Here is a 19,450-nt window from a genome sequence, read left to right as displayed (position 1 = left end):
CCAGCGCTGAACTACGCTTGAAATCCAATCATCATACGATATGACTATTTTCAACCAGCTTCACTGAGAACACGCTTCAACGCTTTTCAAACCTTGCTCAAAAAAAATAACAAGGAGTCATCTGATGAAACGTCGTTTCGGGATTCGTACCCTGTGCAGCACTGCCCTGGCGGTCACTGCGTTCAGCCTGAGCAGTGCGCTGCTCGCCGCCGACGCGGTGAAGATCGGTTTTCTGGTCAAGCAGGCCGAAGAACCGTGGTTCCAGACCGAATGGGCTTTTGCCGAAAAAGCCGCCAAGGACAAAGGCTTTGAACTGATCAAGATTGCCGTACCGGATGGCGAGAAGACCCTCTCGGCCATCGATAGTCTGGCCGCCAACGGCGCCAAGGGCTTCGTGATCTGCCCGCCGGATGTGTCCCTCGGCCCGGCCATCATGGCCAAAGCCAAGATCAACGACCTGAAAGTAATTGCCGTCGACGACCGTTTTGTCGACGCCAACGGCAAATTCATGGAAGACGTGCCGTACCTGGGCATGGCCGCGTTTGAAGTCGGCCAGAAGCAGGGCGCCGCCATGGCTGCCGAAGCGAAAAAGCGTAACTGGGACTGGAAAGACACCTACGCGGTGGTCAATACCTACAACGAACTCGACACCGGCAAGAAGCGCACCGACGGTTCGGTCGATGCCCTGAAGAAGGCCGGCATGCCGGAGGACCACATCCTCTTCGCCGCGCTGAAAACCCTCGACGTACCGGGCAGCATGGACGCCACCAACTCGGCGCTGGTGAAACTGCCGAGCGCGGCGAAAAACCTGATCATCGGCGGCATGAACGACAACACCGTGCTCGGCGGCGTGCGCGCCACCGAAGCGGCCGGGTTTGCCGCGAGCAACGTAATCGGCATCGGCATCAACGGCACCGACGCCATCGGCGAGTTGAAAAAGCCTAACAGCGGCTTCTTCGGTTCGATGCTGCCAAGCCCGCACATCGAAGGCTACAAGACCGCCGAGATGATGTACGAGTGGATCACCGCTGGCAAAGAGCCGCCGAAGTACACCGCCATGGATGACGTCACCCTGATCACCCGCGACAACTTCAAGCAAGAGCTGGAAAAAATCGGCTTGTGGAACTGAGGCAGCGACGGCCCGGGCAGCCGGGCCGTTTTTCGGTGTGAAGAGGTGGCTTTATGCACGCGCAAGTACAGACACAAGAACAACACGGCGCCAGCGGCAGCCTGCGCTTCAACGGGATCGGCAAGACCTTTCCCGGCGTGAAAGCGCTCGACGGCATCAGCTTCGTCGCCCACCCCGGCCAGGTTCATGCCTTGATGGGCGAGAACGGCGCGGGCAAATCGACCCTGCTGAAAATCCTCGGCGGCGCCTACATTCCGAGCAGCGGAGAGCTGCAGATCGGCGAGCAGGCGATGGCCTTCAAGTCCACCGCTGACAGCATCGGCAGCGGCGTCGCGGTGATTCACCAGGAACTGCATCTGGTCCCGGAAATGACCGTGGCCGAGAACCTGTTTCTCGGGCATCTGCCGGCGAGTTTCGGCCTGATCAATCGCAGTGAGCTACGTCAGAAAGCCTTGAATTGCCTGAAAGGCCTGGCCGACGAAATCGATCCGCAAACCAAGGTCGGACGCTTGTCGCTGGGTCAGCGGCAGTTGGTGGAAATTGCCAAAGCGCTGTCGCGCGGCGCCCACGTTATCGCTTTCGACGAACCGACCAGTAGCCTCTCGGCACGCGAGATCGATCGCTTGATGGCGATCATCGGTCGTCTGCGCGACGAAGGCAAAGTGGTGCTCTACGTGTCCCATCGCATGGAAGAAGTCTTCCGTATCTGCGACGCCGTCACCGTGTTCAAGGACGGTCGCTACGTGCGGACCTTCGATGACATGAGCCAGTTGACCCACGATCAACTGGTGACCTGCATGGTCGGCCGCGACATTCAGGACATCTACGATTACCGCCATCGCCCGCGTGGCGCCGTGGCGTTGAAAGTCGACGGCCTGCTCGGCCCGGGCCTGCGCGAGCCGATCAGTTTCGAAGCGCACAAAGGCGAAATCCTTGGCCTGTTCGGACTGGTCGGGGCAGGGCGCACCGAGCTGTTTCGCCTGCTCAGCGGACTGGAGCGCAACACCGCCGGCCGTCTCGAATTGCGCGGTCATGAGCTGAAGCTGCGCTCGTCCCGTGACGCGATTGCCGCCGGCATTCTGCTCTGCCCGGAAGATCGCAAGAAAGAAGGCATCATCCCCCTGGCCAGCGTCGCCGAGAACATCAACATCAGTGCCCGCGGTGCGCATTCCGGGCTCGGCTGCCTGATTCGCGGCTTGTGGGAAAAGGGCAACGCCGACAAGCAGATCAAGGCCCTGAAAGTGAAAACCCCGCACGCCGGCCAGCAGATCAAGTTCCTTTCCGGCGGCAATCAGCAGAAGGCCATTCTCGGCCGCTGGCTATCGATGCCGATGAAAGTCCTGCTGCTCGACGAACCGACCCGTGGCATCGACATCGGCGCCAAGGCCGAGATCTACCAGATCATTCATAACCTCGCCGCCGACGGTATTTCGGTGATCGTGGTGTCCAGCGATCTGATGGAAGTGATGGGCATTTCCGACCGCATCCTGGTGCTGTGCGAAGGCGCCCTGCGCGGCGAAGTCAGCCGCGACCAGGCCAATGAATCCAACCTGCTGCAACTGGCTTTGCCACGCCACCGCGCTGACGGCGTGGCGAACTGAGAGGTGACTATGATGACTACGCAAAACGAAACCCTGCCGACCGAGCGCAAACCGCTGGACATGCGGCGCTTCCTCGATGACTGGGTCATGCTGCTGGCGGCGATCGGCATCTTTGTCGCCTGCACATTGCTGATCGACAACTTCCTCTCGCCGCTGAACATGCGTGGCCTGGGCCTGGCGATTTCCACCACCGGTATCGCCGCGTGCACCATGCTTTATTGCCTGGCGTCCGGGCACTTCGACCTCTCGGTCGGCTCGGTTATCGCCTGTGCCGGCGTGGTCGCGGCGGTGGTGATGCGTGACACCAACAGTGTATTTCTCGGGGTCAGCGCGGCACTGGTGATGGGCCTGATCGTTGGTCTGATCAACGGCATCGTGATTGCCAAGTTGCGCGTCAATGCCCTGATCACAACGCTGGCGACCATGCAGATCGTGCGCGGTCTGGCCTATATCTTTGCCAACGGCAAAGCGGTCGGTGTTTCGCAGGAATCGTTCTTCGTCTTCGGTAACGGCCAGCTGTTCGGTGTGCCGGTGCCGATCCTGATCACCATTGTCTGCTTCCTGTTCTTCGGCTGGCTGCTGAACTACACCACCTACGGGCGCAACACCATGGCCATCGGTGGCAATCAGGAAGCGGCGTTGCTGGCGGGCGTCAACGTTGACCGGACCAAGATCATCATCTTCGCCGTGCATGGTTTGATCGGTGCGCTGGCGGGGGTGATTCTGGCCTCGCGGATGACTTCCGGGCAGCCGATGATTGGTCAGGGTTTTGAACTGACGGTGATCTCGGCTTGCGTACTGGGCGGGGTTTCGCTGAGTGGCGGCATCGGCATGATTCGCCATGTGATTGCCGGGGTGTTGATTCTGGCGATCATCGAAAACGCGATGAACCTGAAGAACATCGACACGTTTTATCAGTATGTGATTCGTGGTTCGATTCTGCTTTTGGCTGTGGTCATCGACCGCTTGAAACAGCGCTGACACAAGCACTTCCCTGTGGGAGCGAGCCTGCTCGCGAAGGCATTGGCACATCCAGCGTTGATGTGTCAGGGATACCGCCTTCGCGAGCAGGCTCGCTCCCACAGTTGATCGCGCCATTCCTGCCTTCTGTCATCTCCCTTAAATAATTCTTGCTCGTCAGCGACCGTTTCGGTTATCAATTTGTACATGATTAGACAGGTACGATTCGACAAGAAGCAAAGGGTGGTCGACGAGCTCGTCCGACGCATCGAGAGCGGCCTCATGGAGGACGGCTTTCTGTTGCCCGGCGAACATCAGTTGGCTCAAGAATTCCAGGTCAGCCGTGGCACCTTGCGTGAGGCGCTGGCCGAACTGAAGCGGCGTAACTACATCGCCACGCAGAGCGGTGTCGGTTCCATCGTCACTTTCGACGGTGTCGCGCTGGATCAGCGCAGTGGCTGGGCGCAGGCGTTGGCCGACAGCGGGGCGCTGATCAATACCGAAGTGTTGCGCCTCGAAGCCGTGACTCGCCCGGATCTGTTGGTGCGTTTCGGCACCGATCAATTCATCACCCTCGACCGTCGCCGGCGCGCCACCGACGGTACGCTGGTGTCTCTCGAACGATCCTTGATGCCGGCTAACGGCGGCCTGGAAAGCCTGCCTCGCGTCGGTTTGATCGACAATTCCCTGACCATCACCCTGGCCGCCTACGGCTACATCGGCGAGCGCGGCGATCAGTGGATCGGCGCCGAGCCGCTGAATGCCGAAGACGCCGAGCTGCTCGGCCGTCCGGTCGGCACGGTGTTTCTCAAAGCCCTGCGCACCACCTACGACCGGCAGAACCGTTTCATGGAGCAGGTGGAAAGCCTGCTCGACCCGGTGCACTTTCGTCTGCACCTGCAATTCGGAGAATCGAAATGACCGCGCTCAACCGTGCGCTTGGCGCTTTCTATGGTCTGGCCCTGGGTGACGCGCTGGGCATGCCGACGCAGTCGCTCGATCGCGAAACGATCAAGGCGCGCTTCGGCCAGATCACTGATCTGCAAGACGCCGGCCCACTGCAACCGATCGCCGCGAACATGCCCAAAGGCTCCATCACGGACGACACTGAACAGGCGATCCTGGTCGGCGAGTTATTGGTCGAAGGTCACGGCCGTATCGAGCCGGCGGTTCTCGCCCAGCGCTTGATCGAATGGGAAGCCGAGATGCAGGCCAAAGGCTCGCAGGACTTGCTCGGCCCCTCGACCAAACGCGCCATTGAGATGATCCTCGCCGGGCATTCCCCGGAAGAAGCCGGGCGCTACGGCACCACCAACGGCGCGGCGATGCGTATCACCCCGGTGGGCATTGCAGCGAACGTGGCCGATCCGCAGCGCTTCATTGCGGCGGTCGTGCAGGCGTGCCAGGTGACGCATAACACCACGCTGGGAATTTCCAGTGCGGCGGCGGTGGCGGCGGTGGTCTCCGCTGGCATCAATGACGTCGATCTCGGCGAGGCGCTGAACCTCGGCCAGCAGATCGCCCAGCAGGCCGAAGCCCACGGACATTGGGTGGCTGGCGGGCGCATCGCCTCGCGCATCAGTTGGGCGCGCAGCATCAGTGTCGACAGCGACAAAGCATTGCTTGCCGATCTGCTCTACGACGTAATCGGCACATCGGTGGCGTCGCAGGAGTCGGTGGTGGTTTCATTCGCCCTGGCCCAGCAAGTGGCCATCGGCGAGATGACGGCATTCGAAGCGCTGTGCATGGCGGCCAGCCTGGGCGGCGACACGGATACCATCGCGGCGATTCTTGGCGCTATGCTCGGGGCTTGCCTGGGGCTTGAGTGCTGGCCGCAGCCGATGATCGAGACGGTGAAAGCTGTTAATCAGCTGGAGCTTGAGCCTTTGGTGCGGGGGCTGTTGGCCTTGCGTTGACTGGCTGGCCTCTTCGCGAGCAGGCTCGCTCCCACAATTGGAATGCATTTCCTTGTGGGAGCGAGCCTGCTCGCGAAAGGGGCCGCGCATTTCTAATGAATTCACACAGCAATGGATCGCACAGACAGGCCTCGGAAGGCCGGTTGTCTTGTCGTTTTGCATCATTGCCACAACCACAAAAAAGGCAAACAGGAGCATCTTCATGAGTTCATCAACCGCCGGGCAAAGCGTCGGGCAATTGGAAACCCGGGGCATCGAGCCGGTGCCGGAGGCGGAGTGCAACGGTCATCCGCTGCAACTGTTCTGGGTCTGGTTTGCGGCGAATATTTCCATCCTCGGCCTGCCGCTTGGCGCGACACTGGTGGCGTTTCGCGGATTGGCGATCTGGCAGGCGATCATCGTCGCGATTCTTGGTGCCGCCGGTTCGTTTGCCGTGGTCGGGATCATTTCGATTGCCGGGCGTCGTGGCCGCGCGCCGAGCCTGACGCTCTCCCGGGCAATTTTCGGCGTGCGCGGCAACATCGGCCCGACGCTGGTTTCGCTGATGTCGCGTCTGGGTTGGGAAACCGTCAACACCACCACCGCCGCGTTCGTGTTGTTGTCGCTGTGCTCGATCCTGTTCGGCTCGCCGGTCGAGGCGAAAAGTGCGCCGATACTGACGCTGATCTTTATCGCCATCTTTGTCCTGCTGACCTTGTCGGTGTCCGGCCTCGGCCACGCGACTTTGCTGGTGATCCAGAAGTGGGCGACGTACGTGTTCGGTGCGCTGAACATTCTCGTCGGTGGTTTTCTCTGCGCGACCATCGACTGGAGCGCGGTGTTCAACGCCACGCCAGCACCGCTGAGCGCAATGATCATCGGCATCGGCACCATGGCCGCCGGCACTGGTATCGGTTGGGCCAACGCCGGTGCGGACATGTCGCGCTATCAGCATCGCAGCGTCAAGGCTGTGCGCCTGGTGGCGTCGGCGGCGTTCGGCGCGGGCATTCCGCTGGTGCTGCTGATCACTCTCGGCGGCTTGTTGTCGGTGGGCAACAATGATCTGGCGTCGGCGACTGACCCGATCGTGGCGATCCGCGACATGCTGCCGACGTGGATGGCCGTGCCGTACCTGATCACCGCATTCGGTGGCCTGCTGCTGTCGAACAACCTGTCGGTGTACTCCGCCGGCCTGACCACGCTGACCCTGGGCCTGAAGGTCAAGCGGGTCTACGCGGTGGTGGTGGATATCGTCGCGATCTTCGCCGGCTCGATCTACTTCATGCTGATCGCCGACAGTTTCTACGGTCCGTTCATTACCTTCATTTCCCTGCTGGCAGTGCCGATAACTGCCTGGGTCGGGATCTTCGTGGTCGACCTGATTCACCGTCACTACTACAGCCCCAAAGACCTGCTCGACGTCAGCCCGAGCAGCGCCTACTGGTATCGCGGCGGCATCGAGTGGCGCGCGTTTGGCGCCTGGGCGATCGCCATCGTCCTTGGTTTCAGCTTCACCACCATTGGCACCACGGCAGAAAACGTCTGGTTCAAGGGTTTTCTGTCCGACTCCTGGCTGGGCCACAACGGCCTCGGCTGGATCGTGACCTTCGTCGTCGCCGGTGGCATTTACCTGATACTTGGCGGTGCGAAAGATCGCCGCGCCGCGCAACCTGAGAATGCTCATGCCTAAGATGTTGCACACTGGCCAAGTCATCATCGACCTGGTCATGGCCGTGGATAAACTGCCGCAGATTGGCGGCGACGTGCTGGCGCAGTCGGCGGGGTTCGAAGCCGGCGGCGGTTTCAACGTGATGGCCGCTGCGGTGCGCAACGGCCTGCCGGTGGTTTACCTCGGTCGCCATGGCACGGGGCGTTTTGGTGACCTGGCGCGCCAAGCGATGCAGGCGGAAGGTATCGGCATCGGCATGCGCGAACCGGCCGAGCGCGACACCGGTTTGTGTGTGGCGCTGACCGATGCCTCGGCTGAACGCAGTTTCATTTCCTACATCGGCGCCGAAGGCGAGGTGACCGGGGAGGACCTTAACAGCGTGGCTGCCGAGCCCGGCGATTACGTTTATCTCAGCGGTTACAGTCTGCTGCACGAGGGCAAGGCGCAGGCGTTGCTCGACTGGACGCTGGCGCTGCCGGCGTCGGTCAATGTGGTGTTCGACCCGGGGCCGTTGGTGGAGTCACCTGACGCGCCGATGATGCAGGCATTGCTGCCGCGCATCGATGTGTGGACCAGCAACAGTGTCGAGGCGCTGCGGTTTACCGGAGCTGATGAGATTGATATCGCGATGGATCGCCTCGCGGAACTGCTGCCGGAAAATGTACTGATGGTGGTGCGTGACGGGCCGCAGGGGTGCTGGATTCAGCAGCGTGGCGAGCGTCGACAGGTGCCGGGGTTTGCTGTCAAAGCAGTGGACAGCAATGGCGCCGGTGATGCGCATGCCGGGGTGTTTGTTGCCGGATTGGCGCAGGGGTTGGAGGCACCGGAAGCGGCGCGGCGGGCGAATGCGGCGGCGGCACTGGCGGTGACTCGCTGGGGGCCGGCGACATCGCCGGGGGCGGGTGAGGTGGATGCGTTTATCCGCGAATCCAGCGGCGACTGACCCGACGCCTTCGCGAGCAAGCTCGCTCCCACTTTAGATCTACGTCGTACACAAATCTTCAGTAGGAGCTGCCGAAGGCTGCGATCTTTTGATCTTGAAAAGCAAAAGATCGCAGTCTTCGGCAGCTCCTACAGTGGGCGTCGTTCTAGCTCGCCTTGCGCAACGCCTCAATCAACTCCTGCTTGCGCATCGAAGACCGTCCCGGAATGTTCTTTGCCCGGGCCTCTTTCATCAGGCTATCGACAGTCTGCGTATCCTTCGAAGTCTCGCTGTTGCGTGAATGGCCCTTGCGGCTGGCCACCGCGCGGCGCGATGATTCTTTGCGATCTTCCGACTTGGCACTGGCGGGCTTCTTGCGACCCGAACCGCCGGACTTTTCGCCGCCACCGGATTGTTTGTTTACCGTCGCCCAGGCACGCGCCTCAGCTTCATCTTTCGACACGCCTTTTTTCTCGTAGCTGTCTTCGATGTGCTCGGCTTTGCGCTTCTGTTCGCTGGTGTATTTGTCTTTGCTTCCACGAGGCATGGGATTTCTCCTCAAGTTGCGGATCCGGCCGCTCGCCGCTTCGACGGCGAGCGGCTTGGCACTACTGCAGATCCAGTTTGCGCGCCGCTTCGACGCCGGCAGAACTCAGCTTGATCGGCAGGTTCAGCGAGTGTTCACCCGCTTCGCTCAAGGTCACGTGACCATGATGAATCAGCCCGCGATCCTGCAGGGCGGCGAGGGCGCTGGCCACGACTTTCTCGCCCCGGTAATTGTCCAGCACCTCCTTGCCCAAGCCGTTGGGATGCGCGTGCAGCAGGCGGGTGAGAACTTCTTTTTCCAGGTCTTTGTCGACGTTCATGGTTACCTCTTCATGGGAGTGAATAGGGCGCTCGCGTCGGCGAACTACTGACCGGCACCTTCGGAACCGGAGCCACCGGTGGTGGTCTTCGAGCCGACACCGGGGCCGGCATTGTCAGGCGCAGTGGCAGGAGAGTCAGGCGTGTTCATGCCACCCTGACGCCCCGGATCGCTGCCTTGAGTGCGCGGGTCGGTGCCGGTGGCGGGTGGCTGATTGATCAGCGGCACGCCGGAGCCATCGGTATTCATACCGGGAGCACTGTTAATGGCAGGCGCGCGTGGCGGGGTCGGATCGGTAGGGCCAGTGCCCGCTGCCGTGGACGAGGCGGCGAACACCGCAGGGCAAAGCAGGGCGCTGAAGACTAAAGCGGTCAACCTTGACGGGATCATAGGGCTTCTCCAGTGATTGGAATCCTTACACTTGGTTGGTCAGCCCTGATGACGGGTTGGTGCCTGAGGATCGACGAACGGTCTATGCCGGGCGCGCGTGTCTGCTGTTCAGACGATACCGATCGCTAGTGTTTCCGGCGGCGCAAAACAGTTAACGGTCATAAGCATCCTTTCAGAATTTGCGATATCAACTGTGGGAGCGAGCCTGCTCGCGAAAGCGTCATATCAGTCAGACGTTGATTCAACTGACAGAATGCTTTCGCGAGCAGGCTCGCTCCCACAAGGGCAACAGTGTTCAGCAAATTGGACAGATCAGTATGTTTGCCATGTGACGAGTGCCGCTGCGCGCCTTAGTATGGCGCTTTAATTTGCATACAAGGCCCGTCCATGACGATCGAAATCCGCCCGGCGACCCCCAGCGATGCGCCGCAAATCCTCACCTTCATCACCGAACTGGCAGATTTCGAGAAGGCCCGTCACGAAGTCATCGCCAGCGTCGCTGACATCGAACGCAGCCTGTTCGGCGAAGGCGCCACCGCCCACGGCCTGATCTGCCTGCGCGACGGCTCGCCGATCGGCTTCGCGGTGTTCTTCTTCAGTTATTCAACGTGGCTGGGCAGCAATTGCCTGTACCTCGAAGACCTCTACATCACCCCCGAACAGCGCGGCGGCGGCGCCGGCAAAACCCTGCTGCGCCACCTGGCGAAAATCGCCTGCGCCAACGACTGCGGCCGCTTCGAATGGAGCGTGCTGGAATGGAACACCCCAGCCATCGAATTCTACAAATCCCTCGGCGCACAACCGCAGGAGGAATGGGTGCGGTATCGCATGGATGGCAAGGTGTTGCGCGAATTTGCCGAGGGCTGAGCACAATGATGGCAATCTACTGCTGATTCAGTTGTCGCCACCGCTCTAGTCCGGCATTCTGTGCGCCATTTTTGCGCGCTCACGGACGACACCTGCAATGCATCTGGCAAAATTTCTCCGCGCCTGTGGAGCCCTCGCTGCGTCAATGAGTGACCAGCTATGAGCGGACTGCAGGCGTCCATGCGTCTGTATGGTCTGGTGAAAACTACCGGCTCTTCTGACGACCCGAATCGACAGGCTGTGGAAATTCTCTGCATGGCCCAGCGCACTGGCGGCGTGGCTATACGGGCTTTCGTGTCGCGGCTTGATGCCGAGTTGATGACGCGCAGTGCCGACCTTGGCGACTACGGCGTGGTAGCGCTGAGAACCTTTGATCCCACAGCGATTATCGACGCCCATCAAGGCTGGCTGATGCTGCACGTCTGTTGCGGCTTCGTCGCTCTCGCCGGCCATTCTCTGTTGAAAAACGGTGCGTTGATCCCGATGGGCTGGCACGTCTACTCCGAAGTGGGGCGCTGGACCTCCAGGCATCATCTGGACCTTGGCGTGGAAATGGGCGACTTGCTGCAATCGGCTTTCGAGCGCAATCACCTGCGCAACTACAACGCCTGGCTCAACGAACTTGATGATGCAACGCCTGCCGAGTTGAGTTGGCAAGCCAACGAAGCCTGGCGTGCCATACAAACCGCGACATCACCTGAAAGCCGTGAGCATTGTCATGCTTTGTTCGACCCGGTCGACAATCGCTGGCGCTTTGCCGCGACCGACATCGACATCTATCAGCCATCCCCGGCACCCCTTAAGCAAGGAGCTTTGAATTGAGTGGTAAACCCGCAGCACGCGTCACCGACCCAACCGCCTGCCCACTGCCAGGTCACGGCACCAACCCGATTGTCTCCGGCTCGCCGGACGTATTCTTCGACGGCCTCGCTGCTGCACGCATGACCGATAAATCAGCGTGTGGCAGCCCTATCACCGGAGCGGTTTCCGGCACTGTTTTCATCAACGGCCTGAATGCCGCGATGCTCGATAGCACTGGTGGGCATGGCAATGTCGTGATCGGTGGCTCGGGCACGGTGATCATCGGCCAAAGTGGGGGAGGGGCAGCATTTAGTGGGCTGTTGCCGATGCCGGTGCATTTCACTGACAGGTTGCAAGTAGTCAATCAGGACACCGGAGAGCCGGTCTCTTATCACCCTTACATCATTCAGCGGGGTAACGGCAGTGAAGAGTCTGGCGTGACGGATGCGGCGGGATTTACCCATACCGTCAGTTCGCACCTGGCTGAGACGATTAAATTATTTGTGGAGTAATTAGAGATGGCAAATGGAAGTGCAACAGCGGAGGCTCCACCACCGGCAATGGCGAAAAGGGATCCCGTGAGTCATACACTTACTTGCAAGACAGATCAATCGGTCAAGCAAGTAACAGTAAGCATCCGCGATGCAATGGTTTTTCTTGTTGGTGGAGCTGGCGATCAGGAACGGTATTACGTTGATGGTCCCAATCACAATGTCGACTATGTGCGAGACATGGTCGACGCGGACATCGAAGCGCTGGAGATACAGAAATCTTGTACGACGTTGCCCCTTGGTTATAACTCATTTATGAGTGAGGAGGATCTGGAGCGTAACGTTATTCGAAAAATTCCAAGTTGCAATACTGCGATTTATATCATCGGCCACAGTTTGGGTGGCTGGAACGGTGCTCATTTGTCTGCCGTTTTAACCGAGCGCGGTTTCAAAATAAAAATTTTGGTGACGCTGGATCCCGTAGGACACGGCAAAATCGTATATGGTATTTCGAAAATATATCGTCAGGTTCCCAAGCCTAAAGCGCAGTATTGGGTAAATATCAGGGCCGCTGCGGTCGATTGGAACCTGTCAGATCTGGTTGCAGACTTCGGTGAGCAATGGGAGATCTCCGAAGGGCCGAATGTCATGGGGCGGCTCGATATCAATCACGCAGATGCCAACTTTATGTATGCTCATGCCTTGCCCGGTGGAAAGTCAGCGCGACAGATTGTAGCGGAGTCAATATTCAAATGGATCAAGGGGTAACCGCCTATGAAGGTTTTGATCTTGGCAATATGTATATCGGTGCTCTCGGCTTGTTCTTTGAATCATGGCCGGCCCATTGCTAACCTTAAATACGAAAAGACAGAGCGGCTTCGTACTACCGGAATTTATCAAGTTTATTTCAAGTCCGACGTGGAACTTCTCGGCCTGTTCAAGTCGTCTATAGGGCGTGGGCTGGTCTGCTCGTTGACAAGTGATCTTGATTTTTCTCAGGCACACCGAATTAAACAGTCCGGCTTCGGGTTTATCGAGAGGGTTTCACCTGACTCGTTAATTTATAGGGCAGATGTCATTTTTGACGAGTCGGTAGACGATGAGGGGGGAGAAAGGCGCCTGAAAGGGGAAACACTGGATCCCTTTTTAAAAGCCAGAGATTCCTTTTCCTGTGTGTATAGAGTCCATTCCACTACATACAAGACGTATTTTTCCAAGATTATGCAGATACCTAGCGCGGATTTGCTGACAACTGGCCATGCAAAATGAAAGATATCCCGTCCGGCCTTGCCTCTTTCGAGGGCCGCTCTCCCTGAATATTTCCCGACCGCAGCGGCATGGCGAACCTTGCATTTTTGTCCGTGCAAGCCTGACTCGGCCTTTCGCGGCATTCGATCGCCATCCTTGCAGCCGGGGGGCGTTTTGAGCGAGGTGATACCGTTACTGTCGACGCTTCCCATAATATGGGATCAATATTTATATATTGAGATTTACAATCCCCCGGGTTTATAGTCCGTCGCACTCACTGCCAAAAACAAAACAGGTGAAGCGATGCAGGCGCAATTGATCGCGCTCGATTGGGGGACGACCTCATTACGTGCTTACAAACTCGCGGCGGACGGTGTGGTGCTGGAGCAGCGTGCGCTGTCGTCCGGGATCATGCAGCTGCCCAAGACCCCGCGAATCATCCACGGCCGTGAATGCGCCGATGGTTTTGAACTGGCCTTCGACGAAGCCTGTGGTGACTGGCTCGATGCGCAGCCGGATCTGCCGGTAATCGCTTGCGGCATGGTCGGCAGTGCACAGGGCTGGCGCGAAGCGGCTTACTGCGAGACGCCGGCCGACGTCGCCCATCTCGGAAATTCCCTGCAAACCGTGGTCAGCTTGCGCGGTACGCCGGTGCATATCGTCCCGGGCGTGATTCAGCGTTCGCGACTGCCGAATGTAATGCGTGGCGAAGAAACCCAAGTCCTCGGCGTGCTGCAAAGTCTGCCGGCCGAGGCGGGTAGCGACCTGCTGATCGGCCTGCCCGGCAGCCACTCGAAATGGGTGGAAGTGGTCGATGGCCGCATCACCCATTTCGACACGTTCATGACCGGCGAAGTCTTCGCCGTACTCAGCGAGCACAGCATTCTTGGCCGTACCCAGCAGCCGAGCGCGACGTTCGATGCGCAAGCGTTCGACCGCGGCGTGCAAATCGCGCTGTCGGCGGATGCCGAGCTCGGTGTGCTCTCGACCTTGTTCAGCGCCCGCACCCTCGGCCTGACCGGTGAACTGAGCCCGACCGCTCAGGCGGATTATCTCTCCGGCCTGATGATCGGCCATGAGCTGGCAGCGCTTGCCAATGTGCAGCGGCGCCGGCGCAATCAATCGAACCTTCCAGCGATCGTGCTCATCGGTAATGCGCAACTGTGCACGCGTTATCACCGCGCCCTCAACGCCTGCGGCTTTGCTCAGGTGACGCTGGCCGAGCAGGCGACCGAGCGTGGCCTGTGGCACCTGGCGCGCGCCGCCGGACTGATCGATTCCTCATCCCGTTAACCCTGACTGGAGGCCTGACATGCTCAAGCAAGCACTGGCACAAAACGGTCTGATCGCGATTCTGCGTGGCCTGCAACCGCAGGAAGCGGCGGCTGTCGGAGAAGTCCTGTATTCCGCCGGATTTCGCGTCATCGAAGTACCGCTCAATTCCCCATCGCCGTACGAAAGTATCCGCATCCTGCGTGATGCGCTGCCCGCCGATTGCCTGATCGGTGCCGGCACGGTGCTCAGCCCCGAGCAGGTCGAGCAGGTCAAAGCTGCTGGCGGACAGGTGATCGTCATGCCGCACAGCGATGCCAAGGTTCTGCGCGCGGCGAAAGCGGCGGGCCTGTACCTGTCGCCGGGCGTGGCCACGCCGACCGAAGCCTTCGCCGCATTGGCCGAGGGCGCGGACATTCTCAAGCTGTTTCCGGCCGAGCAAATGAGCCCGGCGGTCGTCAAGGCCTGGCTCGCGGTGTTGCCAGCCGGCACGGTGCTGGCGCCGGTCGGCGGCATTACGCCGGACAACATGCAGGCCTTTATCGACGCCGGTGTGAAAGGTTTCGGTCTCGGTTCCGGCCTGTTCAAACCGGGCATGACGCCCGAGCAGGTGGCGGTCAATGCCAAGGCCTACGTGGCTGCCTGGAAAGCCCTGCGTTAAGAATTTTTGGGCGCTGTGTGCGCTGCATCTAATAAAAGCTGCATTTACAAAAGAGAGCAGAGATGAAAATCACCAAACTCACGACCTTCATCGTTCCGCCGCGCTGGTGCTTCCTCAAGGTCGAAACCGACGAGGGCGTGACCGGTTGGGGCGAGCCTGTGGTTGAAGGGCGCGCGCATACCGTAGCGGCTGCGGTGGAAGAATTGTCCGACTACCTGATCGGCAAAGACCCACGCAATATCGAAGACATCTGGACCGTGCTCTATCGCGGCGGCTTCTACCGTGGCGGTGCGATCCACATGAGCGCGCTGGCCGGTATCGATCAGGCGCTGTGGGACATCAAGGGCAAGGCCCTTGGTGTGTCGGTCAGCGATCTGCTCGGTGGCCAGGTGCGCGACAAGATTCGTGTCTATTCGTGGATCGGCGGCGACCGTCCGGCCGACACCGCGCGTGCGGCGAAAGAAGCAGTGAGCCGTGGTTTCACGGCGGTGAAAATGAACGGCACCGAAGAACTGCAGTTCCTCGACACTTTCGAGAAAGTCGACCTTGCCCTGGCCAACGTTGCCGCCGTGCGTGATGCGGTGGGGCCGAACGTCGGTATCGGCGTCGACTTCCACGGCCGCGTGCACAAGCCGATGGCCAAGGTGCTGATGAAGGAGCTCGACCCGTACAAACTGATGTTCATCGAAGAACCGGTGCTCAGCGAAAACTACGAAGCGCTGAAAGAACTGGCGCCGCTGACCAGCACGCCGATTGCACTGGGCGAGCGGCTGTTCTCACGCTGGGACTTTAAACGGGTATTGAGCGAAGGCTACGTCGACATTATCCAGCCGGATGCCTCCCACGCCGGGGGCATCACCGAAACCCGCAAGATCGCCAACATGGCCGAAGCCTACGACGTCGCGCTGGCGCTGCATTGCCCGCTGGGACCGATCGCCCTGGCGGCGTGTTTGCAACTGGACGCGGCTTGTTACAACGCGTTTATCCAAGAGCAGAGCCTCGGCATCCATTACAACGAGAGCAACGACTTGCTCGACTATGTGAAGGATCCGCGTGTGTTCGACTACGACCAAGGCTTCGTGAAGATTCCGAACGGCCCGGGGCTGGGCATCGAGATCAACGAGGAATACGTGATCGAGCGTGCCGCCGTCGGCCACCGCTGGCGCAACCCGATCTGGCGTCATGCCGATGGCAGCTTTGCCGAGTGGTGAGTCTCTGACTCGCTAGCATCAGATCGTTCCCACGCTCTGCGTGGGAATGCCTCAATGGACGCTCTGCGTCCGCTGCTGGGACGCGGAGCGTCCCGGGCTGCATTCCCACGCGGAGCGTGGGAACGATCAGTTCTCCGAGGGAGAGGAGATCTGCGTCATGACCTCAACAAACATAAAAAGAGGCATCTATCATGCAAACGCATACCCTCTCCGGGCAGGCGTCTTTAGTCACGCCTAGCCGCAAGCGGTTTTTCATCATGGTGTTGCTGTTCATCACCGTGGTCATCAATTACCTCGACCGCAGCAACCTGTCGATTGCCGCGCCGGCGCTGACCAGTGAGCTGGGCATCGATCCGGTACACGTCGGTCTGATCTTCTCCGCGTTCGGCTGGACTTACGCCGCGATGCAGATTCCCGGCGGCTGGCTGGTCGATCGCGTGCCGCCGCGCATCCTTTACAGCGTCGCGCTGCTGCTGTGGTCGGTGGCGACGGTGATGCTCGGTTTCGTCAGCAGCTTCATCGCGCTGTTCGTGCTGCGCATGGCCGTCGGTGCGCTGGAAGCGCCTGCCTATCCGATCAACAGCCGCGTGGTCACCACCTGGTTCCCCGAGCGCGAGCGCGCCACGGCGATCGGTTTCTACACCTCCGGGCAGTTTGTCGGCCTGGCCTTCCTGACCCCGGTGCTGGCGTGGCTGCAACATGCATTCGGCTGGCACATGGTGTTCGTCGCCACCGGTGCGGTGGGCATTCTCTGGGCAGTGATCTGGTACGCGGTGTATCGCGAGCCGCGCGATTTCAAAGGCACCAATCAGGCGGAAATCGACCTGATCCGCGAAGGCGGCGGGCTGGTCGATATCCAGGCCGAGACGGCCAAGGTCAAGGCCAGATTCAGCTGGACCGATCTGGGCATCGTCCTCAGCAAACGCAAGTTGTGGGGCATCTACCTTGGCCAGTTCTGCCTGAACTCGACGCTGTGGTTTTTCCTCACCTGGTTTCCGACCTATCTGGTTAAATATCGCGGCATGGACTTCATCAAGTCCGGCCTGCTCGCATCGCTGCCATTTCTTGCCGCGTTCGTCGGCGTGTTGTGCTCGGGATTCTTTTCCGACTTCCTGATCCGGCGCGGCTACACCGTGGGCTTCGCACGCAAGTTGCCGATCATTGGCGGGCTGCTGATTTCGACTTCGATCATCGGCGCCAACTTTGTCGAGTCGACGCCGCTGGTGATTGCCTTCCTCGCCCTGGCATTTTTCGGCAACGGTCTGGCGTCGATCACCTGGTCGCTGGTGTCGACGCTGGCACCGGCGCGTTTGCTCGGTCTGACCGGTGGCGTGTTCAACTTCATCGGCAACCTGTCGGCGATTGCTACGCCGATTGTGATCGGCTTCCTCGCCAGCGGCGATTCGTTCGCTCCGGCGATCACCTACATCGCCGTGCTCGCACTGGTCGGTGCCTTGTCCTACGTGCTGCTGGTGGGCAAGGTCGAGCGTATCGAGTTGTAGTGCTCAGTCTCGGGCGACCATAATGCCGCCCGTTCCTTCGCTCAACGGTAAAAGGCTGGATATGCAGGAAGACGCCCCGGAAAAAACCAAGGACGCCGCGCCCACCGGCACCCAGACGCTGCTGCGCGGCCTCGGTGTAGTGCAGGCGGTGGCCAGTGGCGCGCGTGATCTCAAGGAGATTGCCCGGCTGATCGGCACCACGCGCAGCACCACCCATCGTCTGGCCAGTTGCCTGGTCGACGAGCGTTATCTGCGCGTGGTGCCGCAGATCGGTTATCTGCTCGGGCCGAAACTGATCGAACTGGGCTTTCAGGCCCGTGAAGAGTTGCCGCTGGTGACCCTGGCCGGGCCGTATCTGGACGAGCTCTCGGCACTGACTGGCGATACCGTGCACCTCGGAATCCGCGAAGGCGACGAAGTGCTGTACCTATTGAAGAACCCCGGGCGCAACGGCCCGGAAATGCGCTCGCGGGTTGGCCATCGCATGCCGCTGGTGCGCACCGGGATCGGCAAGGCCTTGATGCTAGATGATTCGCCGCAGGATTGGCGGCGGCTGTACGACATCAGCCTGCCGGCGGGTGGGAAAAGTCAGTTCTGGCCGCAGCATCCCCAGCAGTCGTGGGAACAGCTTGAGCAACGCATGGGCGAATACGTTGCCGGTGGCTATGCGTTCGATCTGGAAGACAACGAACCGTCGATCCGCTGTGTGGCGGCGCCGATTCGTGATGCGAGCAAGGGCATCGTCGCGGCGATCAGTATCGCCAGCACCGTGCCGTACATGCCGCTGGAAAAAATGGCCGAGTTGATCCCCCTGCTGAAAGGGGTCACAACCCGGCTGTCGGCGGAGCTGGGCTTGAAGGTATAAGCCGTGGAGGTTTAAGCCTTCAGCGTCGCCATGTCGATGACGAAGCGGTACTTCACATCACCGGCAATCATCCGCGCGTAGGCTTCGTTGATCTGGCGGATGTCGAGCATTTCGATGTCGCAGGTGATGTTGTGCTCGGCGCAGAAATCCAGCACTTCCTGGGTCTCGGCGATACCACCGATCAAGGACCCGGCCAGCACGCGGCGGCTCATCACCAGCTTGCCGGCGTGGACGGGCGGGTTCACCGGCTCGATCAGGCCGACCAGAATGTGCACACCGTCGAAACGCAGCGTGTCGAGGTACGGGTTCAAATCGTGTTGCACCGGAATGGTGTCGAGCAGGAAGTCGAAGTAACCGGCCGCGGCCTTCATCTGCTCGGCATCGGTGGAGACGATGACGTGATCGGCGCCCTGACGGCGACCTTCTTCAGCCTTGCTCGCCGAGCGGGTGAACAGCGTGACTTCCGCGCCCATCGCCTTGGCGAACTTGATGCCCATGTGGCCGAGGCCGCCCATGCCGAGAATTCCGACCTTGTCACCGGCCTTGACGCCGTAGTGCTTGAGCGGCGAGTAGGTGGTGATGCCGGCGCAGAGAATCGGTGCGGCGCTGGCCAGAGCCAGTTTCTCGGGGATGCGCACAACGAAGTGTTCGCTGACGACGATGCTGTCGGAGTAACCGCCCATGGTGTTGCTGCCATCGACCCGGTCCGGGGTGGCGTAGGTCATGGTCGGGCCTTCGAGGCAATATTGCTCGAGGTTCGCCTGGCAGGCTTCGCAGCTGCGGCAGGAGTCGACCATGCAGCCGACGCCAACCAGATCGCCTACCTTGTGACGGGTGACATTCGCACCGACAGCGGTGACTTTTCCGACAATCTCATGGCCGGGCATCAGCGGATAAACGGCGATGCCCCATTCGTTGCGTGCCTGATGGATGTCGGAATGGCAGACGCCGCAGTAGAGAATTTCGATCGCTACGTCGTCGGCGCGCGGGCTGCGGCGTTCGAATTTCATCGGCGCGAGGGGAGTGGTGGCCGATTGGGCGGCATAGCCGATGGCGGTGTACATGGAGGACCTCGCAAAATCAGTGACAAGTGAGGCGGTG

Annotated in this window: 21 protein-coding genes; 17 read left to right on the top strand and 4 right to left on the bottom strand. The window is 60.2% G+C overall.

Features of this window, described 5'->3' with window-relative positions:
• Nucleotides 1-124 precede the first annotated feature (124 nt).
• The 7 genes from ACYSTU_RS23365 to ACYSTU_RS23335 all read left to right on the top strand — a co-directional run bounded on the left by ACYSTU_RS23365 (nt 125) and on the right by ACYSTU_RS23335 (nt 8,197).
• Nucleotides 125-1,129 (top strand): substrate-binding domain-containing protein, encoded by a 1,005-nt coding sequence (locus ACYSTU_RS23365; protein WP_110601693.1) that lies wholly within the window; start codon nt 125-127, stop codon nt 1,127-1,129.
• 53 nt (nt 1,130-1,182) lie between these two features.
• On the top strand, nt 1,183-2,730 hold the full coding sequence (araG, locus tag ACYSTU_RS23360; protein ID WP_499001857.1) for an L-arabinose ABC transporter ATP-binding protein AraG: 1,548 nt from the start codon (nt 1,183-1,185) through the stop codon (nt 2,728-2,730).
• Nucleotides 2,731-2,742: 12 nt separating this feature from the next.
• The gene (araH, locus tag ACYSTU_RS23355) at nt 2,743-3,711 is read left to right on the top strand and encodes an L-arabinose ABC transporter permease AraH (protein ID WP_122507882.1); all 969 of its coding nucleotides are present in this window, start codon (nt 2,743-2,745) and stop codon (nt 3,709-3,711) included.
• Between the two features lie 186 nt (nt 3,712-3,897).
• Nucleotides 3,898-4,611: a GntR family transcriptional regulator gene (locus ACYSTU_RS23350; protein ID WP_016770970.1), complete on the top strand. Its 714-nt coding sequence runs from the start codon at nt 3,898-3,900 to the stop codon at nt 4,609-4,611.
• Nucleotides 4,608-5,606: an ADP-ribosylglycohydrolase family protein gene (locus tag ACYSTU_RS23345; RefSeq protein ID WP_263217603.1), complete on the top strand. Its 999-nt coding sequence runs from the start codon at nt 4,608-4,610 to the stop codon at nt 5,604-5,606. Before ACYSTU_RS23350 ends, ACYSTU_RS23345 begins: the two co-directional genes overlap by 4 nt.
• 202 nt (nt 5,607-5,808) lie before the next feature.
• Nucleotides 5,809-7,275: a purine-cytosine permease family protein gene (locus ACYSTU_RS23340; RefSeq protein WP_150742570.1), complete on the top strand. Its 1,467-nt coding sequence runs from the start codon at nt 5,809-5,811 to the stop codon at nt 7,273-7,275.
• Nucleotides 7,268-8,197 carry a PfkB family carbohydrate kinase gene (locus tag ACYSTU_RS23335; protein ID WP_499001852.1) on the top strand — a complete coding sequence of 310 codons (930 nt, stop codon included), beginning with the start codon at nt 7,268-7,270 and terminating at the stop codon, nt 8,195-8,197. The genes ACYSTU_RS23340 and ACYSTU_RS23335 overlap by 8 nt, the downstream gene beginning before the upstream one ends.
• 145 nt (nt 8,198-8,342) lie before the next feature.
• On the opposite strand, the gene ACYSTU_RS23330 is transcribed toward ACYSTU_RS23335, so the two are convergent.
• The 3 genes from ACYSTU_RS23330 to ACYSTU_RS23320 form a co-directional block, all read right to left on the bottom strand.
• Nucleotides 8,343-8,723, bottom strand: coding sequence for a Rho termination factor N-terminal domain-containing protein (locus ACYSTU_RS23330; RefSeq protein ID WP_071173202.1), 381 nt, complete (start codon nt 8,721-8,723; stop codon nt 8,343-8,345).
• A gap of 61 nt (nt 8,724-8,784) precedes the next feature.
• Nucleotides 8,785-9,042: a hypothetical protein gene (locus tag ACYSTU_RS23325; RefSeq protein WP_024013907.1), complete on the bottom strand. Its 258-nt coding sequence runs from the start codon at nt 9,040-9,042 to the stop codon at nt 8,785-8,787.
• A 44-nt stretch (nt 9,043-9,086) separates the two neighbouring features.
• The gene (locus tag ACYSTU_RS23320) at nt 9,087-9,431 is read right to left on the bottom strand and encodes a hypothetical protein (RefSeq protein WP_071173201.1); all 345 of its coding nucleotides are present in this window, start codon (nt 9,429-9,431) and stop codon (nt 9,087-9,089) included.
• A 387-nt stretch (nt 9,432-9,818) separates the two neighbouring features.
• Between ACYSTU_RS23320 and ACYSTU_RS23315 the strand changes: the two genes are divergently transcribed.
• The 10 genes from ACYSTU_RS23315 (at nt 9,819) to ACYSTU_RS23270 (ending at nt 18,349) form a co-directional block, all read left to right on the top strand.
• Complete coding sequence (locus ACYSTU_RS23315; protein WP_024013904.1) at nt 9,819-10,298, top strand: GNAT family N-acetyltransferase; 480 nt, start codon at nt 9,819-9,821, stop codon at nt 10,296-10,298.
• A gap of 159 nt (nt 10,299-10,457) precedes the next feature.
• Entirely contained in the window at nt 10,458-11,120 is a 663-nt protein-coding gene (locus ACYSTU_RS23310) for a hypothetical protein (RefSeq protein WP_476312770.1), read from the top strand.
• Nucleotides 11,117-11,611, top strand: coding sequence for a PAAR domain-containing protein (locus tag ACYSTU_RS23305; RefSeq protein ID WP_323164916.1), 495 nt, complete (start codon nt 11,117-11,119; stop codon nt 11,609-11,611). Before ACYSTU_RS23310 ends, ACYSTU_RS23305 begins: the two co-directional genes overlap by 4 nt.
• Before the next feature lie 6 nt (nt 11,612-11,617).
• Nucleotides 11,618-12,358, top strand: coding sequence for an alpha/beta hydrolase (locus ACYSTU_RS23300; protein ID WP_223631177.1), 741 nt, complete (start codon nt 11,618-11,620; stop codon nt 12,356-12,358).
• A gap of 6 nt (nt 12,359-12,364) precedes the next feature.
• Nucleotides 12,365-12,859 carry a hypothetical protein gene (locus ACYSTU_RS23295; protein ID WP_016770963.1) on the top strand — a complete coding sequence of 165 codons (495 nt, stop codon included), beginning with the start codon at nt 12,365-12,367 and terminating at the stop codon, nt 12,857-12,859.
• Nucleotides 12,860-13,141: 282 nt separating this feature from the next.
• On the top strand, nt 13,142-14,131 hold the full coding sequence (locus tag ACYSTU_RS23290) for a 2-dehydro-3-deoxygalactonokinase (protein WP_016770962.1): 990 nt from the start codon (nt 13,142-13,144) through the stop codon (nt 14,129-14,131).
• Between the two features lie 19 nt (nt 14,132-14,150).
• On the top strand, nt 14,151-14,771 hold the full coding sequence (locus ACYSTU_RS23285; protein ID WP_073472308.1) for a 2-dehydro-3-deoxy-6-phosphogalactonate aldolase: 621 nt from the start codon (nt 14,151-14,153) through the stop codon (nt 14,769-14,771).
• Between the two features lie 62 nt (nt 14,772-14,833).
• Entirely contained in the window at nt 14,834-15,982 is a 1,149-nt protein-coding gene (gene dgoD / locus ACYSTU_RS23280) for a galactonate dehydratase (protein ID WP_016770960.1), read from the top strand.
• A gap of 191 nt (nt 15,983-16,173) precedes the next feature.
• Entirely contained in the window at nt 16,174-17,484 is a 1,311-nt protein-coding gene (locus ACYSTU_RS23275; protein WP_024013898.1) for an MFS transporter, read from the top strand.
• Nucleotides 17,485-17,545: 61 nt separating this feature from the next.
• A complete protein-coding gene (locus tag ACYSTU_RS23270) occupies nt 17,546-18,349 on the top strand; it encodes an IclR family transcriptional regulator (RefSeq protein ID WP_016770958.1) in 804 nt (267 codons plus the stop codon).
• 11 nt (nt 18,350-18,360) lie between these two features.
• Here ACYSTU_RS23270 and ACYSTU_RS23265 read toward each other — a convergent pair whose 3' ends face one another.
• Nucleotides 18,361-19,413 (bottom strand): NAD(P)-dependent alcohol dehydrogenase, encoded by a 1,053-nt coding sequence (locus ACYSTU_RS23265; protein WP_016770957.1) that lies wholly within the window; start codon nt 19,411-19,413, stop codon nt 18,361-18,363.
• Between the last annotated feature and the right edge of the window lie 37 nt (nt 19,414-19,450).

The sequence above is a fragment of the Pseudomonas glycinis genome, assembly GCF_054871425.1.
The sequence above is the reverse complement of the archived record's forward strand: the minus strand, read 5'-3'. Positions and strand labels throughout refer to the sequence as shown.